At 28.9% G+C, this 21,362-nt stretch carries 20 protein-coding genes and 1 tRNA gene; 14 read left to right on the plus strand and 7 right to left on the minus strand.

The window, feature by feature from the left end; translation table 11 throughout:
• The 7 genes from ABIN73_00005 to recO form a co-directional block, all read left to right on the plus strand.
• Positions 1-1,091 (plus strand): hypothetical protein (locus ABIN73_00005; GenBank protein MEO0268109.1); only part of this gene is annotated, 1,091 nt, incomplete at its 5' end.
• A gap of 567 nt (positions 1,092-1,658) precedes the next feature.
• Positions 1,659-2,435: a GGDEF domain-containing protein gene (locus tag ABIN73_00010; GenBank protein MEO0268110.1), complete on the plus strand. Its 777-nt coding sequence runs from the start codon at positions 1,659-1,661 to the stop codon at positions 2,433-2,435.
• Positions 2,436-2,470: 35 nt separating this feature from the next.
• Positions 2,471-2,562, plus strand: a tRNA-Ser gene (locus tag ABIN73_00015).
• 12 nt (positions 2,563-2,574) lie between these two features.
• Positions 2,575-4,062 (plus strand): hypothetical protein, encoded by a 1,488-nt coding sequence (locus ABIN73_00020; protein ID MEO0268111.1) that lies wholly within the window; start codon positions 2,575-2,577, stop codon positions 4,060-4,062.
• Positions 4,062-4,937 (plus strand): polyprenyl synthetase family protein, encoded by an 876-nt coding sequence (locus tag ABIN73_00025; protein ID MEO0268112.1) that lies wholly within the window; start codon positions 4,062-4,064, stop codon positions 4,935-4,937. Before ABIN73_00020 ends, ABIN73_00025 begins: the two co-directional genes overlap by 1 nt.
• Entirely contained in the window at positions 4,907-6,469 is a 1,563-nt protein-coding gene (locus tag ABIN73_00030) for a helix-hairpin-helix domain-containing protein (GenBank protein MEO0268113.1), read from the plus strand. Before ABIN73_00025 ends, ABIN73_00030 begins: the two co-directional genes overlap by 31 nt.
• 13 nt (positions 6,470-6,482) lie before the next feature.
• Entirely contained in the window at positions 6,483-7,220 is a 738-nt protein-coding gene (recO, locus tag ABIN73_00035; GenBank protein MEO0268114.1) for a DNA repair protein RecO, read from the plus strand.
• Here the strand turns inward: recO and ABIN73_00040 are convergent.
• Positions 7,217-8,185, minus strand: coding sequence for a hypothetical protein (locus ABIN73_00040; GenBank protein MEO0268115.1), 969 nt, complete (start codon positions 8,183-8,185; stop codon positions 7,217-7,219). The two genes, recO and ABIN73_00040, sit on opposite strands and share 4 nt — an antisense overlap.
• Positions 8,186-8,233: 48 nt before the next feature.
• On the opposite strand from ABIN73_00040, the gene ABIN73_00045 reads away from it, so the two are divergent.
• From ABIN73_00045 to dprA, 7 genes are read left to right on the plus strand one after another with little or no spacing between them, the layout of a single operon-like run.
• Positions 8,234-9,754 carry a response regulator gene (locus ABIN73_00045; protein ID MEO0268116.1) on the plus strand — a complete coding sequence of 507 codons (1,521 nt, stop codon included), beginning with the start codon at positions 8,234-8,236 and terminating at the stop codon, positions 9,752-9,754.
• Positions 9,751-11,106 (plus strand): sigma-54 dependent transcriptional regulator, encoded by a 1,356-nt coding sequence (locus ABIN73_00050; protein ID MEO0268117.1) that lies wholly within the window; start codon positions 9,751-9,753, stop codon positions 11,104-11,106. The genes ABIN73_00045 and ABIN73_00050 overlap by 4 nt, the downstream gene beginning before the upstream one ends.
• A complete protein-coding gene (gene rsmD / locus ABIN73_00055) occupies positions 11,106-11,642 on the plus strand; it encodes a 16S rRNA (guanine(966)-N(2))-methyltransferase RsmD (protein MEO0268118.1) in 537 nt (178 codons plus the stop codon). The genes ABIN73_00050 and rsmD overlap by 1 nt, the downstream gene beginning before the upstream one ends.
• Entirely contained in the window at positions 11,599-12,096 is a 498-nt protein-coding gene (gene coaD / locus ABIN73_00060; protein MEO0268119.1) for a pantetheine-phosphate adenylyltransferase, read from the plus strand. Before rsmD ends, coaD begins: the two co-directional genes overlap by 44 nt.
• Entirely contained in the window at positions 12,093-13,061 is a 969-nt protein-coding gene (gene obgE, locus ABIN73_00065) for a GTPase ObgE (protein ID MEO0268120.1), read from the plus strand. The genes coaD and obgE overlap by 4 nt, the downstream gene beginning before the upstream one ends.
• Positions 13,054-13,506: a hypothetical protein gene (locus tag ABIN73_00070; GenBank protein MEO0268121.1), complete on the plus strand. Its 453-nt coding sequence runs from the start codon at positions 13,054-13,056 to the stop codon at positions 13,504-13,506. The genes obgE and ABIN73_00070 overlap by 8 nt, the downstream gene beginning before the upstream one ends.
• Positions 13,506-14,492, plus strand: a complete 987-nt coding sequence (gene dprA / locus ABIN73_00075) for a DNA-processing protein DprA (GenBank protein MEO0268122.1) — start codon at positions 13,506-13,508, stop codon at positions 14,490-14,492. Before ABIN73_00070 ends, dprA begins: the two co-directional genes overlap by 1 nt.
• Positions 14,493-14,500: 8 nt before the next feature.
• On the opposite strand, the gene ABIN73_00080 is transcribed toward dprA, so the two are convergent.
• The 6 genes from ABIN73_00080 to ABIN73_00105 are packed head-to-tail and all read right to left on the minus strand — an operon-like array spanning position 14,501 to position 21,359.
• Complete coding sequence (locus ABIN73_00080; GenBank protein ID MEO0268123.1) at positions 14,501-15,895, minus strand: serine/threonine-protein kinase; 1,395 nt, start codon at positions 15,893-15,895, stop codon at positions 14,501-14,503.
• Positions 15,895-16,494: a sugar transferase gene (locus ABIN73_00085; protein MEO0268124.1), complete on the minus strand. Its 600-nt coding sequence runs from the start codon at positions 16,492-16,494 to the stop codon at positions 15,895-15,897. Before ABIN73_00085 ends, ABIN73_00080 begins: the two co-directional genes overlap by 1 nt.
• Positions 16,481-17,968, minus strand: coding sequence for a hypothetical protein (locus tag ABIN73_00090; protein ID MEO0268125.1), 1,488 nt, complete (start codon positions 17,966-17,968; stop codon positions 16,481-16,483). Before ABIN73_00090 ends, ABIN73_00085 begins: the two co-directional genes overlap by 14 nt.
• Positions 17,965-19,539, minus strand: a complete 1,575-nt coding sequence (locus tag ABIN73_00095; protein ID MEO0268126.1) for an NAD(P)H-hydrate dehydratase — start codon at positions 19,537-19,539, stop codon at positions 17,965-17,967. The genes ABIN73_00090 and ABIN73_00095 overlap by 4 nt, the downstream gene beginning before the upstream one ends.
• 31 nt (positions 19,540-19,570) lie before the next feature.
• Positions 19,571-19,834, minus strand: a complete 264-nt coding sequence (locus tag ABIN73_00100; GenBank protein MEO0268127.1) for a hypothetical protein — start codon at positions 19,832-19,834, stop codon at positions 19,571-19,573.
• Positions 19,821-21,359: a S41 family peptidase gene (locus tag ABIN73_00105; GenBank protein ID MEO0268128.1), complete on the minus strand. Its 1,539-nt coding sequence runs from the start codon at positions 21,357-21,359 to the stop codon at positions 19,821-19,823. Before ABIN73_00105 ends, ABIN73_00100 begins: the two co-directional genes overlap by 14 nt.
• Between the last annotated feature and the right edge of the window lie 3 nt (positions 21,360-21,362).

Consider the following 21,362-nt stretch of genomic DNA (forward strand, 5'->3'; position numbering starts at 1 on the left):
GTTATAATTTTGGGTATATTCTCATAAGAAATTGGTCAGGAGATACAATAAGGGTTGGAAGTAATCCCTATACAGTGTCAAATGGTATTGAATTTGCTTTAAATCTTTTAAATGCTATAAAATTTTCTATTATGAATAATGAAGTTTTCTTTGTTCTTTCAGAGAGAAAAAATGCATTTTTAAATAAAATAAATGCAGCAATGAATAAGATAAATGAAAATGAGATTGATGAAGCAAAAGAAAAAATAATAGATGATGTTCTTCCTCATGCAAAGGAGTGGGTGAGAGGGGATGGAAGATATGGAGTTATAAGGGCACTGGAAGCCTGTGTAATTGGACTTACAAATCCTTATGAAAAGTTTGTATATGAACCAATAAATACTATCTTATCTCTATCTGATAATTCTTACATGATTCAAATTAATGCACCCATTAAAATAATTTTCCCTGATCGGGTTGAGATAATTACAGGGAATTATGTAGAAAAATTAGAAGTTACTTATCCTCCAACAATAACATTAGAGGGGGAAAATAAAGAAAGTTTAGTGAATGAATTCAGTAAAAATGCAGCAGTTAAAGAATCATTCAGAAAATTGGAAGAGAAGGGATATGTAGATACATTAGGAATGAGAGACCCACAAGTTGTTGCACTTCTTCCAAATGAATTCTATCCACCCACTATAATGGGAGAATATTCTGGTATTGCAATAGTCTGGGTTACCCAAACAGATTCTCCTCGTGTATCAGATATTGTGGTTGTTAGTGATGGTTATATTGTTAATGCTTTTGCTTCTTCAGGTATAATAGTTTCAACAGATCCAATCCAAATTTTTGTAGATTACTGGGAAGAGGTAATACCACCTCAATATCATCCCCAAGTTATTGAGAAGGGAGAAGAATCTTTACCTTTATATAATAAAGCAGCTTGTTTAAGTGAGTATTTAAGATGTATAGCATTGTGTTATATATTTACATGTCAACCAAGTATGGATTATGATTATTGGATTTGTGTAAGAGATTGCATAAATCCCTGCTATGTGTATGCTACAATAAGAGCTTTCTCCTGTCTTATAAGGGGAGGTCAACAATGAAAAAAATTATGTACTACTTTATACACCTCGTTCTGGTAATAATTTTATTTCTAACAGTTTTTTTTAATACTTATTCTAAATATCTTCTTTTCCCTTCGATTTTAAAAAGTGCCTTCCTTTCTTTATTGGTATTATTGCTACCAATAATCATTTATACTTTGTATAACCGTGCAAAAGAATCTCCATTTTTAAAAAATAAATCAACTGAACTTTTTTACTTTTTCGACTTTCAAATAGGGGGAACCCTCTTTATTCTGACCTTCGCATATATTTATCTTTTTCTCTTTTCAACTTACCCTTCTAAGGGTATAATATTTCACTTAGGCGTTTTAATTCTTGCAATAATATCATTCTTTTCTCCTATTCTTTTTTCTAAAAAGATGCGGATCTTCTGGAAGGAGGAAATTATAAAGTATAAAGGGAAAAGGTTATTTGTAAGAGAAAAATAAATTCCTAAATGTTAATCAAGAAAATCTATCTTCCCTAAAATAAAATCAGAAAAATATCTTTAAAATTTTGAAAATCAGTCAATCTTATTTTTATTATTTTAAAAAAAGGAAATTTTTTATGCCAATTTACATAAAATTCCTTATTATAATTTTATTCCCGGTTTTTTTATTTTTTTCTAAAAATTCTAATTTATTTTATCTTATTCTGTCTCTTTTTACCCTTTTTTTAATCTATACATTTCTTATTGATTTTTATTACAAGAAATACATTTACGAGTTCATTGTTTATATAATTAATAACAAAAAGCTTCCCCCAAAAATAAAAAGAATAAAAGGAATTTTTGAAGGAATTGAAGAACTATTAATAATGTTATACGATGAAATTTCTCTAAAAAATTATGAATTAAGAGAAGCAGCTTTCAGAGACCCACTCACAAAATTTTATAACCTTCTATATCTTGAAGAACATCTTAAAGATATCTTAAGCACTTTTAGAGGGGACGATATACCAGTTTTTATGATTGATATAGATTATTTTAAAAAAATAAATGATAATTTTGGACATATTCAGGGAGACCATTATTTAAGAGAATTTTCAAATGAAATTAGAAATTTACTAAGAGATACAAAAAATATTATTTTCAGATACGGAGGTGATGAATTTGTTATCATTTTTGATGAACCCTTTGAAAAAGCAAAAGAAGTAATGGAAAACTTAAGAAAATATTTTGAAAATAAAGAATTTTCTATAGAGGGTAAAAAAGTAAAAACTACTTTAAGTATCGGTGGAGAAAGGTTTAACTGGGAAGAAATAAAAGATATTGAAAACATATTAAAAAAACTTGACATTAAATTATACAAGGCAAAAGAAAAAAGGAATACCCTTTATATTTGAAAAGAAATTCAAATTTATAGTATTTTTATTAAAAAGGAGAGGTGCCCGAGCCTGGTCGAAGGGGCACGACTGGAAATCGTGCAGACCCCCAAAAGGGGTCTCGCGGGTTCAAATCCCGCCCTCTCCGTTATTTTTTTAAATGAATTTTTTACACATTTTCATTTTTATTCAAACTTCTTTAAATTTTTATTACAGAACACCTTTAAATTCCCTTTATTTTCTACATAGGGGATTTTTAGATGTATCTCAAGGAGAAGGTATTATAGGAGAAAACCTGAATCCTGCTTCTTTACACTTTGGAGCAAAAAATGAACTTGTTATATTTGGAAGCAATGGTTTTAAAACAGAAATAGACTTTAATATTCCTATTGGAATTGACTCCATAGGAGGAACTGAAATCCCAAAATATGAAATACCTTTAAAACTTACAGCAGAAGATAAAGGAGGATTTGATTTTTTAGGAGCAAAAACAAAAGTTGGTTTAATAGATCTAGGAATTTCCTACTATAATGAAGAGATATATGGAGCGAACCTTGATTTAAATTATCTAAATAACATTTCCTTAGATTTAAAAATAAAAGATTTTTTATCAAAAGAAGACCATCCTGATATACCAAAAAATGTAACAATACCTGTAAAAATAAAATTAGAGGGCGATGGAAACCTTATTTTTAATGGAAATGGTACTTTAAAAAGTCAACTTTCCCCTTTTAATATAGGTGCATCCATTGGATTTGGAATTATTGGTTTGGGAGCAGGAATCAATATTAAAAGATACTCAGGAAAAGCTGATCTTAACTATGATATAAAGGGAAATTTTCAAAGTATAACTTTAAGAATTGATTCAACCTTCAAGGATAATCTGGGAAGACCCTGGAATGTAAATATAAGTATAAATGGACCCTTTAAGGACAAAATTTTCAATGATAAAATAACTGGTGATTTTTCAGGAACACAATTTGGAGTTGTTCTCGGTGCAAAAGTTCAGGTTCCTTTAATAACAGCAGGATTCTCCTTTAATTATAACTTTCCCTTCACCCTTTCTGGTGGAATTCAAGGACTCTATTCTTACATTGATGGAATAAGCAAATATCTGATTGATACAAATAACATAACTGTTGATACTATAAACAGAACAATAACAGGACAAGTAAATATTGATTCGGTAGAGTTTTTTTATAATAACCTTGAACATGAAATTTTAAGGAAATCACTTAAATTTCCAGGACTTTTAGGGCTTAATGCAGGAGCAAATATAAACCTTTTAATTATAAATTTAAACCTTGCAGGTGGAATAGATTTACCTCAGGGAAGATATGCCTTTGGTAAAGCCTACTTTATGGTATCTTCAGGCTTTGGAGCAGGTTTCTTTCACATAAATTACGGAAGTGTTTTTTCATGGAGATATTTAAAATATGAGGATTTCTACCTATTTACACCTCCAAATGTTACATTTGGTTTAGGCAGTAACTTGAATCTCCCCTTCTTCTCACTATACCTTGGTGCAAGAACAACACCTTTCTTAGGAGTGCTTTCAGGTATACAGAAAATAGGTGGACAAGGGAAAAGATTTGTAAATCCATTAAAAACTTTTGCCTTTAACTTTGGAATTAAAATTAAAATTTAATGGAAAATTTTTTAAGAGAGTATGAAATAAGGAAGAAAAAGATTGAAGAAAATCTTTTAAAATTCCTTTCCTTAGAAAATGTTACTTCACCTTTGAAAGAGGCAATGCAACACCTTATCCTTGCAGGTGGAAAAAGAATAAGACCTATATTAACCTACGAAACTTATAGAATATGCGGTGGAAAAGAAGACCATGAAATAATACCTCCTGCATGTGCAATTGAAATTGTTCATACATTTACCTTAATACACGATGATTTACCCTGTATTGATAATGACGATTTAAGAAGAGGGGTCCCAACTGTCCATAAAGCCTATGGAGAGGACATTGCAGTTTTAGCAGGTGATGCCCTTTTTATCTACGGAATAGAAGTTTTTTTGAAATCAAAATCAGAACCTCTTAAATTGTTAAGAGCTTTAGATTCTTTTGTAAAAGCACTTGGACCAAAGGGAGTAATTGAAGGAGAAGTTCTTGACATAAAAGGAGAAAAAATGGAACCAGATGAAAATTATCTCAAAAAAATTCATTTAGAAAAAACAGCAAAATTTTTTTCATCATGTCTTGAAATAGGAGCAATTTTAGCAAATGCTAAAAAAGAAGAAGTAGAAAAATTTAAAGAAATAGGCTTAGAAATGGGAATGGCTTTTCAGATACAAGATGATATTCTTGATTTAACAGGAGATAAAGAAAAAGTAGGTAAAAGGGTTAAAAAGGATATAAATAAAATGACCTATGTGAAGGTTTTCGGGCTTGAAAAATCTATTGAAATTGCAAAATCTCATATTGATAGGGCAAAATTTATTCTTGATAATTTACCCTATGATACAAGTTTTTTAAAAAATTTATGCGATTTTATAATAAAAAGAACCTTTTAATAATTTTAATCATTTTTACCTCAATTTTTGCACAGGATATTGAAGAAGAAGAGTTATCTGAACCCCTTATTGAAGAAATATATCAAAAAGAATTTATAAAACTAAACATAAATAAGGCTGAATACAATGAAATTTTAGACATACCAGGGATAACAAAGGATTTAGCAAAAAAAATTATAGAAGAAAGAAAAAATGGTTTTTTTATTGATTTTAACGACTTTAAACACAGATTAAATTTATCCCCAGAGTATGATTACCTTGAGAATTATTTTGACTTTAATATTTTTATTTTTAACTTTTATCAGGAAACAAAGGGTTCATATTATGATAAATACGGAGAAAATAGATTCTATAGAAACGTAAAGGGAAAAATAAAAGGGCTTTACTCTATTTTTGATTTCGGGTTTACTCATTATAATTTCAGTGATATTGATAAATTTTATGGTGAAATAAAATATAAGGGATTAAGCATCATATTAGGGGATTATCTTTTTGAATTCGGTAAAGGACTCCTGTTTGGAAAATATTATGCTTTTTCCCCTGAATTATTTTACTTGCCATCAAATTTAAAAAGGCTTAAGCCCGTTATTTCATATTCAAAAGATATAGGAATAAGGGGAGTAGCTTTTTCCTATAAAAATTTTGATACAGGTTTTGGTTATGAAAAAGATACCTTCTATACCTTTTTTATATCCTTTCCTTTTGAAAGATTACAGATTTTCCCTCTTGTCGGTTTTCTGAAAGACTTAAAAGAAAACAAAAATTTACCCTTTTTTTCTTTAACAGGCTCAATATTTGGCTCTTTATACCTTTTTTATGAAATTGGATTCATTAATAAAAAAGTATTTTTTTATTCAGGAATAAGAAAAATATATGATTTTTCAAGACTGTTTGTATTTATTTATTCTCTTCCCAAGAACCATATAAACTATTTTAATACAAAATTTGACTGGAAAAGAGAAGGTAGAGATGAATATGGAGTAGGAGTAAGGTGGGAAGGAAAATTCAAAAGAATTCTTTTAAGATTTGAAGAAAGAATTTTTTTAAATTCTGAAAAGGCTGGGGGCTATGAAAGTTATATAAGAGGATCACTAAAACTAACTAAACCTTTTTCCTACTTTTTTGAAATAAAAGATAGAAAAACAAGTATTCATAGACTCCGATTTAAAAATGAATTAAGTCATAAAACAAAAGAGTTTGAAATAAGTTATAAACTTTACTTTGAATGGGATAATTACATTCTTACATCACCGGGTATACTCGGCGGAATTGAATTTCAAAAGGGCATATTTTTCACCGGAATTTACAGTTTTAACATTAATGATTACAATAAAAGGATATATGTGTATGAAGCAGAACCACCATCTTCCTTTTATTTAGAACCGCTATACGGAAATGGAAGTAGATTATATTTAGGATTAAGGATTAAATCAGAAATGCTATATATGTTAGCGAAGTACAGTGAAAATATTTCAGATAGAGTATTACCTGATAGAAGGGTAATTTTTATTATTACTTTAAAGAGCTATTAAAGAAGTCCTTTTTATAAAAAAAGAAAAAGGGTTAGTTCTAAGAACTATAAATTTTAAAGAAAGTTCTTTAATTTTTAAATTTTTTTCTGAAAAATCTGGAGGAGTTAAGATAATAGCCTTTGGTGTAAAAAGGACTACTAACCCTTATAAGGGAATAATATCAGCAGGAAATCTAATTGAAGTTATCTATCATAAAAAGGAAACTTCAGAGTTTGGTAAAATGAGAGAAGTAAAGCTTTTATGGAAACCGGAAAAAATTTTTAATGATTACAAAAAATTTCTAATCTCTTACTTTTTACTTGAAAAAATTGAAAAGTATATAGGAGAAAATACAAAATTTTCCTCAATATACGATTTTACCTTCTCTTTTTTAAAAGAACTAAATTCCTTGGGGGAGGTTAATAAAAATGTTCTTTTATCTTTACTTATGAAGTTTCTAAGTGTATCAGGTATCGGACCAGAACTACAAAATTGCATAAAATGTAAAAGGAAGTTAGAAGAGGGCTTTTTTATTACAAGTGAAGGAGGGATGTTTTGTTTTAATTGTGCAAAAGAATTTGAGGAAAAAATCTATATTGATAAAAAAAATTTAGCCTATTTAAAATTTTTACTGAAGGAAAATACAGAAAAATGTAAAAATTTAAAATCTCTTAATGAGGAATTGATTTTGAATATAATAGATAGTTTTTACCAATTTTATATTGGAGAGGATTTTTTAAAAAATTTATCCAAGATACTAAAAGAACTTTAAGGACCCATTATCTGTTTCATTTTCTGCCTTATAATATCAAGCCTCTTTTTAAGTTCTTCCTGTTCTGTCTTTTCTCTTATAAGTTTTGCTCTTACCTCTTCCTCTTCCTTCTTCAATTTTTCAATCTCTTCCTCAAGAAATTTCTTTTTCTCTTCAAGTTCCATAACAATTTTACCCACATCTGTTTCCTCAAGTTCTTTCTTCTTCTCTGTTAATCTCTTTTCCAGGTCACTTATTTCCACCTCAAGCTCTTTTTTTCTTTCCTCAAGTTTTGCTATTGATATTTTTGTTTCCTCTTCTGTCCTTTTTAGGTTCTCAAAAGTTAAATATTTTCTTTCCCTTGCCTCATAGTTTTTTATTTTTTTATCAATTGGAGAAAATATTAAAATCTGTGAAAGCAGAAAGATAACTAAAGCTGAGATAAAAAATATTCCAAATAAAACTAACGGAGAATCTTTACTTTCCTGAACTTGAAATATATCTTTTATAATAACATAACTTAAACCTATAACTAAGTTACCTACAGTTTTTTCTGTGTTTGCTGCTTCAAGTTTTATAGGAATTCTTAAATATATCAAATTTGAATTTTGATTAATATTAAGACTTACATTCTTTCCAATATTAACCTCCTGACCTAAAATATCCTTTATTTTTTTACCCTCTTCCCCCGGTTTTGAAGATACAAGGAAATTCCCATTAAGATCGGTTACAGCTACATATTCAATTCCAGAAACTTTCTTTAATTCTGAAACAATCCTACCAATTGTTTCCTTTTCTTCAAGTAAAACAGGATCAACAAGGTTTTTTGCAAAAACTGAAAGAATTTCACCATAATTCTTTTCAAGGAAAAATTCAAGATTCTTTGTATTAAATTTACTTTCACCTTTATAAAAATTTTGGTAAATAAAAAATGGAATTCCTGTAATTAAAAGCAGAATAAATAAAATAAATTTAAATTTTCCCATAATAATATTTTATGGAAATAAAAGAAAATTGTCAAGTAAAATTTTTATATGAAAATATTAGTTGTTGATGATGATAAAAATGTCCTTTATACAGTTAGGGCTCTTATTAATTCTTTAGGTCACTTTGTAGAAACAGTGGATTCTGGAAAAGAAGCTCTTGAAAAACTTTCCTCAGGAATATTTGAGCTTGTTTTTATTGACATAAGAATGCCTGAGATGGATGGAATTGAACTACTCAAAAGAATTAGAGAGAAAAATATTGATATTATCCCCATAATACTCACTGCCTATGGGGATATGAATGCAGCAATTGAAGCTCTTAAATTTGGTGCCTATGACTTCCTTGAAAAACCTGTTACAAGAGAAGCATTAAGATTCTCCATAGAAAGATCAATAAAGAGAAAAGAGCTGGAAGAAAAAAACATAAAATTAAAAGAATATGAGACCCTTTACCTCGTATGGAGTAAATTAATAAATATTCACGACTTTAAAAATCTCCTTGAGGAAATACCCAGAACAATTTTTGATGCTTTTGAAGAAAAACTAAAAATTTTTTTAATAATATTAAAACCCTTTGAAGAAATATACCAGTTTCCTGTAGATTCTGAATATGACCTCAAAATTTTAAAAGAACTTCTTGATACTAATACTCAAATTAAAAACGAAGGCTTAACAAAAATTTTAAAGATAAAGGATACCGAGCTAATGGCAAAATATTTTATACCTGAAAAAGACCTTTTCTTTATTATTGCTGCAGAAATAAAGGAAAAATTAAAAAAGGAAGAAATTTTAAAGAAGTTTGAATTTCTGTGCAATAATGTTTCCATTCTGATTACAAAAAATTTTCTCTCCTATAAATTAAATGAAGCTCTTGAAAAACTGCATAATCTTCATCTTCATGTAATTAAAACTGGTTCAAGTAGTTTAATGATAGAGGTTGGTTATGAACTATTTAACGCCATTAAAAATCCTATAAAAAATATTGAAAGTAAAATTCAAATCATCAAAGAAAGGGTAAAAGATTTGCCTTTATATTATTTAATAGATGATTTAGAGAAAAATGTTTTTGAATTAAAAGAACATTTTAAATTAATAGACCATACCCTTGAATTTTCAAAATTTGAAATTAAAAAAGTAAATATTGATGAAATTATTGGTCTTTCTTATATGACCCTGAATGAAAGAATAAAAGCGAAAAATATAGGTTTTAGAAGAAAGGGAGAAGAAAATTTAACCGTAAAAGCAAATCCAGCGGCTCTTGAAATATCACTCATCCACATAATCCTCAATTCCATAGATGCTCTTGAATTTGGAGGAGAAATAATTGTGGAAACTGAAAGAGAAAAAGATTATGTGAGGATTTCAGTTATTGACAATGGGATAGGAATAGATGAAGAAATAATTGACAAGATATTCAATCCATTCTTTACAACTAAAAGAGAAACAGGTGGAACAGGACTGGGTTTAACTTTATCAAAATGGTTAATTGAAAGAATGGAGGGGAATATAAAAGTTGAAAGTAAAAAGGGGCTCGGGACAAAAGTACATATATATTTAAAATCTGAATGAAAAAAATTTTATGTATTGAAGATGATGAAAATGTTCTTTTTTATCTTGAGAATTTACTGAAAAATTACGACTATGAACCTGTATGTTTTAGTGATCCTTTAAAAGCATTAGATTATTTAAAAAATTGTGAAGAAGAATTTCCAGTTATAATTACAGATGTAAAAATGCCAGAAATCTCAGGTCTTGAACTCCTTGAAGAAATAAAGAAAATGGGAATAAAATCAAGTGTTTTGGTTATAACTGCTTACGCAGAAGTTGAGGATGCTGTCAAGGCTATGCGAATGGGAGCAACCTCTTATCTTAAAAAACCTTTAAAAAGTGAGGAATTAATTGTCAATATAGAAAAAGCTATTATAGAGTACAAAAATAAAATCGAAATAGAAAATTTAAAGGAAAGAATAAGAGAATTAAGAGAGCTTGAAAGTCTAAATTTAAGATCAATTAAAATGAAAAATATTTTAAGAATTTTAAAAAAGGCTGCTAAATCTGACTCACCAATATACATTACCGGAGAAAGTGGTACTGGTAAAGAAGTTTTAGCAAGATTTATTCATGAAAATTCAAATAGAAAAAATGGTCCATTCTTTGCCATTGATTGTGGTTCAATTCCTGAAACTCTTTTTGAAAATGAACTTTTTGGTCATGTAAAAGGAGCATTCACAGGCGCCACTGTCCTTAAAAAGGGAATTTTAGAAATGGCAGATGGTGGAACAGTATTTTTTGATGAATTAACAAATATGCCACTTAATGTACAGGCAAAATTGCTGAGGGTTTTAGAAACAAAAGAATTTTTACCTCTTGGTTCATCCACATATAAAAAAACAGACATAAGAATAATCGCTGCTTCTGTTATTAACCCTGAAAAAGCCTTAAAAGAAGGAAAATTAAGAGAAGACCTTTTTTATAGACTCAAGGTATTTGTAATAGAAATCCCACCTTTGAGAGAGAGAAAAGAAGATATTTTACCCCTTGCAAGTTTCTTTTTAGAAGAACTTGAAAAAAAATACAAAAAGAAAATAAGGGGGTTTTCAAAAGAAGCTATAGATATTTTATTAAATTATTCATTCCCAGGTAATATAAGAGAATTAAAAAACATAATTGAACATGCCTATATAATATGTGAAAAGGATAAAATTGAAGCACAACATTTACCGATAAAAACTGAAATCACTCTCAATTATGATACAAATCTTGAATACAAAAAAGCAAAGGAAATTTTTGAAAAAAATTATCTTTTAAATTTACTGAAAAATACAGGGTACAATATCCAAAAAGCTGCAGAAATATCAGGACTTTCAAGACAGATGATCTATGAAAAAATTAAGAAATATAAAATTGAATTAGACAAATAATGTCAAAAATAAAAATTAAAGCCGGATTCTTAAAAGGCAAAAATATATATGTCCCGGATTTCATAAGAACCACTCAGGATAAAGTTAAAAAGGGTATATTTGACATACTGGGAAATAAAGTTATTAACTCTATTTTTCTTGACCTTTTTGCAGGCTCTGGAAATATAGGTATTGAAGCAATTTCAAGAGGTGCGAAATTCTGTTATTTTGTTGAAAAATCTCAAAAATGTATTGAAGTTATTAAAAAAAACATAAAGGAATTAAAAATAGAAGATAAAACTAAAATAATAAAAATTGATGCTGAAAGATTTGTTAAAAAAAGTGAAGAAAAATTTGATGTAATTTTTGCCGACCCGCCTTATAACTATAAAATAAAAAGAGAATTCATAATTAATATTCTCAACATTCTAAACCAGGGAGTATTAATATTTGAAATAAGTAAAAGAAACAAATTAAATGAGATAAATGATTTAATCAAAAGGGAGGTTAATTATGGTGAAACAAAAATTCTCTTCTTTGGCAATTTATCCAGGTAGTTTTGATCCACTTACCTTAGGACATGTGGATCTTATAAAAAGAGCTTTATATATTTTTGATAAATTAATAATAGCAGTTGGAACACCTTCATACAAAAAATTGCTTCTTGATTCTGAGGAGAGGATTGAACTTATAAAAAAAGTCTTTAATAAGGAAAAAAGAGTTTGTGTTGAAAAACTTGAAGGACTTTTAGTTGATTTTGCAAGAAAAAAGAAGGCTAAAGTTATAATAAGGGGGTTAAGAGCAGTATCGGACTTTGAATATGAATTTCAGATGGCCTGGATGAATAGAAAATTAAATCCTGATATTGAAATTATCTTTATGATGCCATCTGAAAAATATGCCTATTTATCATCAACGATGGTAAGAGAAATTGCACTTTTAAAAGGTGAACTAAAAGGTCTTGTTCCAAAGGTTGTTGAAGATTACATAAAGAAAAAATTTTATAAATGAAAAAAGAGCACTTTGTTGATTATGTAAAAATAAAAGTAAAAGGGGGCAATGGGGGAGATGGATGTATAAGTTTCAGAAGAGAAAAATATGTTCCAAAAGGAGGACCAGATGGTGGAGACGGAGGCAGAGGTGGTAATGTTTATATTGAAGGTGATGAAAATTTAATGACTTTACTTGATTACAAATATAAAAGGTTTTACAAAGCAGAAGACGGTGAAAATGGAAAAGGTAAAAAAATGCATGGTAAAAATGGTGAGGATATAATTCTTAAAGTTCCACTCGGAACAATTATTATAGATGCAAAGAAAAATAAAGTAATAGGTGAAATAATTAAAGACAAAGAAAGAATTCTTGTAGCAAAAGGAGGAAAAGGAGGTAGAGGAAATGCACATTTTGCTTCTCCAACAAACAGAACTCCAAGAATATGTGAAAAAGGAAAAAAAGGAGAGGAAAAGGAAATAATTTTAGAACTTAAAACCTTATCGGATGTATCAATAATAGGACTTCCTAACAGTGGGAAAACAACTCTTTTAAACAGATTAACAGGAACAGATGCAAAGACCGCTCCCTATCCATTTACAACTTTAACTCCCAATATTGGTGTCCAGAGAGACAATAAATTCAGGAGATATACAATCTGTGATGTTCCCGGAATAATTGAAGGAGCGAGTAAAGGTAAGGGACTTGGTTTAAAATTTTTAAGGCATATTGAAAGATCAAAAATACTTGTTTTCCTAATTGATGGAACAACTGAAAATCCAAAAAAAGATTACAATATTCTTTTAAAGGAGCTTAAAAACTATAACCCTTTACTTCTTGAAAAAAAGAGAATACTTGTTATAAATAAAAAGGACATAGAGAGTTTTAAAAACCCTTTTAAGGAAGATGCACTTGAAATTTCTGCTTTAACCGGTGAGGGAGTTCAAAAATTAAAAGAAAAACTGGAGGAGTTTTTAAATGAATGAAATTTTTAAAATTTTAGAAGAAATTAATAAACTGGAAGAAAGAAGGGAACCAGAAAAAATTTTTGAATACCTATCCTATCCAAGTTTTCTTGTGAGGGAAAGAGCTGCTATGGCAATTGCAAGAACAGGCAGACACTTAAGAGAAAAAGTGCTCCACATTCTTTTAAAGGGATACTGGTTTGAAAAAGGAGCCTCTTTAATTATACTTGGGGAATGGGCAAATGAAAATGATATAAATATAATTATAAACTTTCTAGATGATAAAAACAGTTACATAATGGAAAAAGCAGCCCTTTCGCTTTATAAAATGCTTAAAAAATTACCTACTCTTCCCCAGAATTTTGACCCAAATATACTAAAAAGACTTTACCAAATCTTCATCTCTCTTCAAAAAACAGAATATGCAGAAGATTTAAAGAAAACTTTTAAAGAATTTTTTAATTAATGGAAAAAGAAAAAATTATAGCAATTTCCTTAAAGGAAAAAAATATTACTCTTGAAAAGTTTTTAAAAGAAGATTTTAAAATTGAAAAAGAATTTTTAAAAAAAGCAAAGGAAATAATAAAAGATTGTGAGAGGTTGGGTATAAAAATATTAACAATATTTGATAATCAATACCCAGAAGAATTAAAGAGATGTCCTATTCCTCCTCTTGTTATTTATATGAAAGGGAAAATTAGCACTCTTAAAAAAAGAAAAATAGGAATAATAGGAACAAGAAAACCCACAAAATATGGTAGAGAGGTTGCTCTTGAGTTTTCTAAAAAATTATCTGAAAAAGGAGTTGTGATTGTAAGTGGAGGAGCAAGGGGAATTGATACAATAGCCCATCTCGGAGCAATTGAAGCAGGAGGAGAAACAATATGTATCTTTGGTTCAGGTCTTAATGTTTTCTATCCACCTGAAAATATAAAAATATTCAAGAAAATAGAGGAAAATGGAAGTTTAATTTCTGAATATCCTCCTGATACAAAACCCTTTGCCTATAATTTTCCTATGCGTAATAGAATAATAGCTGCTTTATCTGAAGCATTACTTATTGTTGAAGCTGGAGAAAAATCAGGAACATTTATAACAGTAAAATGGGCACTTGATATGGGTAAGGAAATTTTTGCAATACCTGGAGAAATTTACTCTCCCAAAAGTAGAGGACCAAATTTCCTCATAAAACAAGGCGCAATCCTTGTAACAGATCCTTCAGAAATTCTTGAATATCTCGGAATTGAAGAAAAAGCAGAAAAAGAAGAAATAAAACTTGAAGGTAAAGAAAAGGAAATTTTTGAATTCCTTAAAGAGAATGGAAGAAAAAGTATAGACGAGATAAGGGAAAAAATCAAAATTGAAACTGGAGAGCTGATTTCCATTTTAATTAATCTTGAAATAAAGGGAATTATAAGAAATGAGGGAAGCGGTTTTTATTCAATAAAATAAAATTTTTTTTAAGGCATATATATCCAGATAACATCCTTTTTTATACTGGATAAATACTCTTTAACTGTATCTTTTTTACCTTTAATTTCAAAAAGGTAAGGGATACCGGGTTTTATTTTATAATCAATAGAATCAGAACCTATTAAGTTTTTATTTATAAATACCCTCCCTTTTCCCCTGAAGTGAAAACTTGTGCTATCTCCTTCTTTAAAGGGAATTTCAATTACTTTTTTTTCTCTCAATTTTAAATAAAAAATTCCCCTGTAAAGATAAAAGGGAGCTAAAACTTTTATTTCCACTCTTCCGGGTGGAATACTTCCCTTAAAGGGAAGTAAAACCAATTCATTATTAATTTTACATACTTTTACATCAAAGGAAGATTTTATTTCAAGAGAAGGGTAAAAGAATTTTTTATAAAAATAAAAAGAAAAAATTAAAAAAATCAAAAATAAACACATAAATAAGGGTATCAAAATTTTCGTGAGTCCTTTTTCCTTTTTCTCCACTTTTTTTTCCTTTAATCCTTTAAGTGTTTTTGTTTCAAAAATTTTTATTTTTTCTTCTATGTAATCCCTTATAATTTCATCTCCCTCTAAAATTTTTCTTTCACCAACTATTTTCAAAATATCCTTTTTAAATTCTGAGGCATTTTTATATCTCTTTTCAGGATTTTTAGAAAGACTCTTTTTTAAAATTTTTTTAATATTATTTTTAACCCCTTTAAAAATTTTTCTTGAAAAATCTGGATTTTCTCTTTCTATTTTAATTAAAATCTGCGTGGTATCTTTTCCTGTAAAAGCTTTTTTTCCTGTAATCATCTCATAAAGAGTACATCCAAGAGAAAATATATCTGATGAAGGAGATAATTTCTCTCCCTTTACCTGCTCAGGGGACATATAAAAGGGTGTCCCAATTACAACACCTGGTTGAGTAATTTCAGGAGAATCCTTTGCCTTAGCTATTCCAAAATCTGTTAATTTAACAAAACCTTCTTTTGAAATCAATATATTAGAGGGTTTTATATCCCTATGAATTATGCCTTTTTTATGAATGTAATCAAGAACTTCAAGAACCTTGTAAGTTATAATTAAGGCAACCTCAGGGTCAATTTTTTCGCTTATTTCTATTAACTTTGAAAGATCATAACCATCAACCCATTCATATACTACTATTATTTTATTTTCCTTTTCAAAAATTTCATAAATTTTAACAGCACAAGGATGATCAATTGAGGCACATGTTTTTGCTTCTTCATTAAATCTTAAAACTAAATCTTCAGGAAAATCTTTTGAGATTAACTTTATAAGACAATATCTATTTAAAGATTTGTTAAATACTTTATAAACTTCTGTAAAATTATCTTTTTTTAACTCTGATACAATTTCATATTTCCCAATTTTCATTAATAAGCACCATCTTTACTAATTATTGCACCAAAGGTTTTTAAGAGTATTATTAAATCACCTTTTAAAGTTTTTTGCTTTATATAATTCTTATCTATCTCAACTCTCTCTTTAAAAGTTAATTTATTCCTACCACCAACTTGCCAAGGACCTGTTAAACCAGGTTTTAAGTTAAATATTATTTCATCCTCAGATTCAAAATTTTCAACTTCTTCAGCCAAGTAAGGTCTTGGTCCAACAAAACTCATTTCACCTTTAAGTATGTTAAAAAGTTGCGGAAGTTCATCAAGACTAAATTTTCTAAGGTATTTTCCGAATTTTGTTATTCTTGGATCATCATTTTTAAGTTTTCTATACATTTCCCATTCCCTTATAGCTTCTGGATTTTTCTCAAAAAATTCTTTAAGTCTTTTTTCTCCATCAATATACATTGTCCTGAATTTATAAATATTAAATTTTTTCTTATTTTTTCCTATTCTTTCCTGAACAAAAATAGGTTTACCTTTACTTTCAAACATAATTATCAAAGAAATGATTACAAAAATCGGCAAAAGAATAATAATTAGGAAAAAAGCAATAATTCTCTCAATTTTCTCCATAATCTTTTAATCTATAAACATAAATACCCATATCTGTACCAACAAAAAGAGTATCCTTTTTGCTATTAAATGTGAAAACAGTTCTTTTTGTAATTGAACTTTCATCAAAAAAGTGGTCCCATCTATTTTTTTCAATATCATATGTCCAAAAACCATTTTTATAAGTGCCTAAAAAAATTAATTTCTTAAAAATAAAAATTGAATTTTGAACATAATAGTTAGAAGGATTAAAAGGAACAGGAGGAGGATAAAAAAATTTAAAAGAATCTTCTGATTCTAAAAATTTTAAAAATCCTTTTTCACTCATCACCCATATGTTTCCTTCTTTATCTTTTTTTATATCTATAATTTTACCATCAAGAAGTAATTTTTTGTCAAGAACTCTAAAACTTTCATCCTTATCTTTTTTTATAGCAAAAAGTCCATTCAAAGTCCCAATATATAAAAAATTTTTTGTTATTTCAAGTGTAAATATTTTTTCATTTTTTAAAACATTACTAAAACTTACTCCTTCAATATCTGTTATAAAAAGACCCCTTTCCGTAGCGATAATTAAAGAGGGACCCTCAACTAAAATTTTGTAAATAGGAATACCTGTATAAACATTTTTTGTTTTAAATTCATTATCCTTGTAAATTACAATTTTTCCATCAGAAGCAAGAATTATAATATCCTTAAAAGAAACTCCACTATAAAAAGTCTCCACATTCAAACCAAAGTGAAATCTTGAGAATCTTTTCCATTCAGATCCTTTCCTCAAAATAATTCCCTTTCTATCATAAAACTCCCCGGTTCCAGCAAATATAATTCCATTATTTTCTAATATTTCTATAACTCTTACCTCTCTAAAGCTCGTTCCAGCAACCAGTTTAGAAACATTTCTCCAGAAATCTTTATCATAAACATAAACCCCTTCTCCTTTTGTGCATGCATAATAATACTCATTATCCTCACATATAATTTCAAAATTAACTTTTTCTCCATCTTCAGTAAAAATATAAAAAGGAGCAAGAAATGAAATTTCATTTGAATTAAAATTCTTTACACTTCTTAATCCCCACCAGAAAATTGAATTTTCATCTTTATCTGTTTCTATCATTGAATATTTATCAAATCTTTTGATAGTATTATTGAATTCTATTTTTATAGTTGATGGTGTTAGAGAAAAAGAGGTTGCATTGGGGAAAAAACCCTTTTTTATGTAATATTGAGGCGATCCATTATAAAAAGAAATAAATTCTCCATCATTAAAAAGAACATAGATTTCTCCTGTAAAAGGATCTGGGAATACAAAACGAGGGGATTTTTCAAGAATTATTCCCTTTTTAAACTTAAAGCTATATTTATCAAAAATTCCTATCCCCTCTTTGGAAGTTACATATATAAACCTGTCATCACTTGCAACAAAAATTGGGTTTAAAAGGGAAGGAATTTCATTTATTTTATAAAGTAAGTAAAATAATAAAATTATCAAATAAGTGGCAATATTTTTCTTGTTAAACCTATTTTTTCTTCATCAAATTTGAAATTAAAGGCAGAAGGAATTTCTTCCAGTATATCACCAGCTAAAAGAGAATAAATGCCTTTTTTTAAGGCAGCAATATCACCTGCAAGGGAATGTAAAAATACACCCAATCTTGCAGCTCTTTCTGGAGGCAAACCTTGTGCCCATAATCCAGCTATTAAACCTGTCAAAACATCACCTGAACCACCTGTTGCCATTCCAGGATTTCCAAGTGGACAGATAAAGGTTCCGTAAGTTGAAGAAATTATAGTGGGAGCCCCTTTCAAAACCACAACTATATCATATAGAATTGAAACATTTTCAGCCACCTCTATTCTTTTTTTATCCACTTCCTCTGAACTTTTATTTCCAATAAATAAACTCATTTCTCCTGGATGTGGAGTTATGATTGTTGCTTCTTTTCTTTCCTTTAAAATTTCCTTATTATCTTTTAATAAAACAATACCATCTGCATCAATTAAAACTTTTTTATCTTTTATTTTTTCAAGGAATTCAATTACAAAATTTTTCGTATCTTCACTTCTTAAAATTCCTGGACCAAAGGCAACAACATCAATTTTTTCAAGATAATCAAGAATTGGATTTAAAGACTTTGTAAAAAGTCTTCCATTTTTTGATGGTAAAGGAATTTTAACTGCTTCAATTAAATTTGACTCAATTGAAGGATATATATCTTCAGGAAAAGCAGTGAAAACAAGACCCGCACCCGCATAATAAGCTGCTTTTGAAGCAAGATAAACTGCTCCCCCATACCCTTTAGAACCACCTAAAATTAAAACTCTTCCGCATTTACCCTTATGAACATTTTTTTCTCTCTTAGGGAGAAAAGGATAAACATCTTCAGGATATATAACCCTTCTTCTTATTTCTTCAGAGAAAAATTTTGGAATACCTATATCTGCAAGATAAAGCATTCCTGTTTTTTCTCTACCAGGATAAAGAAAATGACCAAGTTTTGGAAAAGCAAAGGTAACTGTAAAATCAGCTTCTGGAACTACATGCTCTGCATCACCTGTTTCACCATCCACACCTGATGGTATATCAACTGACACAAATTTTCCTCTTCTTTCTTTTAAAAGTCCAAAAAGCAATTTAATCTCTTTGGGCAATTCTCCTTTAAAACCTGTACCAAATAAGGCATCTACCACAACATCCGCTGATAAAAGATCAAATTTGAGTTCAGGGTCATTCAGATTTATAACTTTAATCCTTGCTTTTAGGAGTTCAAGAAGACGAAAATGGTATAAAGAATCTCCTTTTAATTCCTCTGGCTTACCTAAAAGATAAATACTTACATCTTTTCCTCTGTTCAAAAAATACCTCGCAATTACAAAACCATCGCCCCCATTATTACCCTTACCACATAGAACAGTAATTTTGTCACAACTTGGAATTTTATTTATTATCAAATCAAAAACAGATCTTCCAGCATTCTCCATTAAAATTTTACCCTCCAGCCCAAATTCTTCTATAGTTCTATTATCAATTTTTTTCATTTCTTCAGGTGATACCACAAACATGGTTGCCTCCTTTATAAAAATTTATAAAAATTTAAATGGGTTTTTGCAAGGGGTTTGCCATCCAGATTTCCTTACATCTAACACATAATATAAATTTCTTTTTTTCATAAATACTCTCTAAAAGTTCATCTTCAGTGTATGGTTCAGTATCCTTTAAAATCTCTTCCATACTCTCCTCTGTTTCTTTAATAACTCCATCAAAACCAGCTTTACATATTATTTCAATTTCATAAAAATCTCCACCTTCTTCTATAATTTTTCCACATTTTTCACATATATTTTTACTTTTCCACATATTTAAAAACATCTTCTTTTTTATTTACCTTTTTAAAAATATTCAAAGCTTTATTAACCCATTCATCATTCTTCAAAATTCTCTCATATCTACCCTTTTCACCACCCCATACTTCTCCGAGATTAGTATCAAGATAGTAATAAATTGTTTCCTTATCTTTTTCAAGTTCACCCAAATTTATATCTTTATCTTTTTCCTTAACAAAATTTAAAAATTTTTCAACTTCTTCTTTACCAATTTCTCTTATACCTTTATTTTTAAGATTTAAAGCATAATCAAAAAATCTCCTTTTCTGTAAAAGTTTTGTAATCTCTTTTGAAATTTTCTGCGGTTTTATAACAATATCAGGTATAACACCATAACCTCCAACTATTTTTCTTTTCATTTTTAACGTGTAAAAAGTTTCCCCTCCATTTTTCTTCATCTCTCTAATTTCCTCACCAGTTGTGTCTCTTATATCAAATCTATGTATTGATCTTCCAGAAGGTAAATAATAAAGACTTGTTGTTAACTTTACACGATAACCTTCATCAAGAGGAAATATCCTCTGCACAGAACCCTTTCCAAAAGTTGTATCTCCTATAACAAGTGCTCTATCCCAGTCTTGAAGAGCACCGGAAACTATTTCAGAAGCAGAAGCAGAACCTCTATCAACAAAAACAATAAGTGGAATTTCCTCTGTAAAAGGATCTTCATTTATAGCTTTAAACACCTGTTCAAGGCTCTTATTCCTACCCTTTGTGGATACAATTTCACTTCCTTTTGGTAAAAAAAGATCTGCAACTTCAACCGCAGCATCAAGAAGACCACCTGGATTTCCTCTTAAATCAAGAATTAATTTTTTTAAGCCCTGTTTTTTAAGATCATCAATAGCTTTACTAATTTCTTCTCTTGAAGTATTTGAAAACTCATTTAATTTTATATATCCTATCTCGTTATCAATTTTAGAGTAATAAGGAACAGCATTTATTTTTATTATCTCTCTTACAAGTTCAAAATCAAAAGCTTCCTCAATAAAAGGTCTTTTTATTTTTATCTTAACCTTTGTTCCTGGCTCCCCTCTTAAATATCTTACAGCCTTCTGTAAAGACCATCCCTTGGTTGACTTACCATCTACCTCTACTATCTGATCTCCTGCTTGAATTCCAGCTCTTGAAGCTGGTGTTCCCTCAAGTGGTGAAATAACAGTTAAAATTCCATCTTTTATTCCAATCTGAATTCCGATTCCTCCGAATCTTCCTGTTGAATGTATATTCATTTCCTCCCACTCCTCAGGTGTCATTAAATCAGAGTATGGATCCAGTTGATGGAGTAGATAATCCATGGATTTTTCAAGAAGAGGAGCAAGATTCTCATCAACTTGATATTTCTCATCAAAATATCTTTCCTGGATTAGAGATATAATTTTAGAAAAATTTCGAAGCTCAGTGGTTAAAGATGGTTTTCTTTCTACCTCTCCTCGAGTTCCTTTCAGAACAAATAAAGGTAAGGTTATTAAAATTAAAGGACCTATTATTTTTTTCATTTT

Source organism: candidate division WOR-3 bacterium (assembly GCA_039804025.1).
Lineage (GTDB): Bacteria > Hydrothermota > Hydrothermia > Hydrothermales > JAJRUZ01 > JBCNVI01.

Excerpts from the sequence above, each read along its gene's own strand:
- ABIN73_00010 (MEO0268110.1), top strand. The coding sequence starts at position 1,659 with ATGCCAATTTACATAAAATTCCTTATTATAATTTTATTCCCGGTTTTT.
- ABIN73_00020 (MEO0268111.1), top strand. The coding sequence starts at position 2,575 with ATGAATTTTTTACACATTTTCATTTTTATTCAAACTTCTTTAAATTTT.
- ABIN73_00025 (MEO0268112.1), top strand. The coding sequence starts at position 4,062 with ATGGAAAATTTTTTAAGAGAGTATGAAATAAGGAAGAAAAAGATTGAA.
- ABIN73_00030 (MEO0268113.1), top strand. The coding sequence starts at position 4,907 with ATGCGATTTTATAATAAAAAGAACCTTTTAATAATTTTAATCATTTTT.
- ABIN73_00040 (MEO0268115.1), bottom strand. The coding sequence starts at position 8,185 with ATGGGAAAATTTAAATTTATTTTATTTATTCTGCTTTTAATTACAGGA.
- ABIN73_00045 (MEO0268116.1), top strand. The coding sequence starts at position 8,234 with ATGAAAATATTAGTTGTTGATGATGATAAAAATGTCCTTTATACAGTT.
- ABIN73_00050 (MEO0268117.1), top strand. The coding sequence starts at position 9,751 with ATGAAAAAAATTTTATGTATTGAAGATGATGAAAATGTTCTTTTTTAT.
- rsmD (MEO0268118.1), top strand. The coding sequence starts at position 11,106 with ATGTCAAAAATAAAAATTAAAGCCGGATTCTTAAAAGGCAAAAATATA.
- coaD (MEO0268119.1), top strand. The coding sequence starts at position 11,599 with ATGGTGAAACAAAAATTCTCTTCTTTGGCAATTTATCCAGGTAGTTTT.
- obgE (MEO0268120.1), top strand. The coding sequence starts at position 12,093 with ATGAAAAAAGAGCACTTTGTTGATTATGTAAAAATAAAAGTAAAAGGG.
- ABIN73_00070 (MEO0268121.1), top strand. The coding sequence starts at position 13,054 with ATGAATGAAATTTTTAAAATTTTAGAAGAAATTAATAAACTGGAAGAA.
- dprA (MEO0268122.1), top strand. The coding sequence starts at position 13,506 with ATGGAAAAAGAAAAAATTATAGCAATTTCCTTAAAGGAAAAAAATATT.
- ABIN73_00080 (MEO0268123.1), bottom strand. The coding sequence starts at position 15,895 with ATGAAAATTGGGAAATATGAAATTGTATCAGAGTTAAAAAAAGATAAT.
- ABIN73_00085 (MEO0268124.1), bottom strand. The coding sequence starts at position 16,494 with ATGGAGAAAATTGAGAGAATTATTGCTTTTTTCCTAATTATTATTCTT.
- ABIN73_00095 (MEO0268126.1), bottom strand. The coding sequence starts at position 19,539 with ATGTTTGTGGTATCACCTGAAGAAATGAAAAAAATTGATAATAGAACT.
- ABIN73_00100 (MEO0268127.1), bottom strand. The coding sequence starts at position 19,834 with ATGTGGAAAAGTAAAAATATATGTGAAAAATGTGGAAAAATTATAGAA.
- ABIN73_00105 (MEO0268128.1), bottom strand. The coding sequence starts at position 21,359 with ATGAAAAAAATAATAGGTCCTTTAATTTTAATAACCTTACCTTTATTT.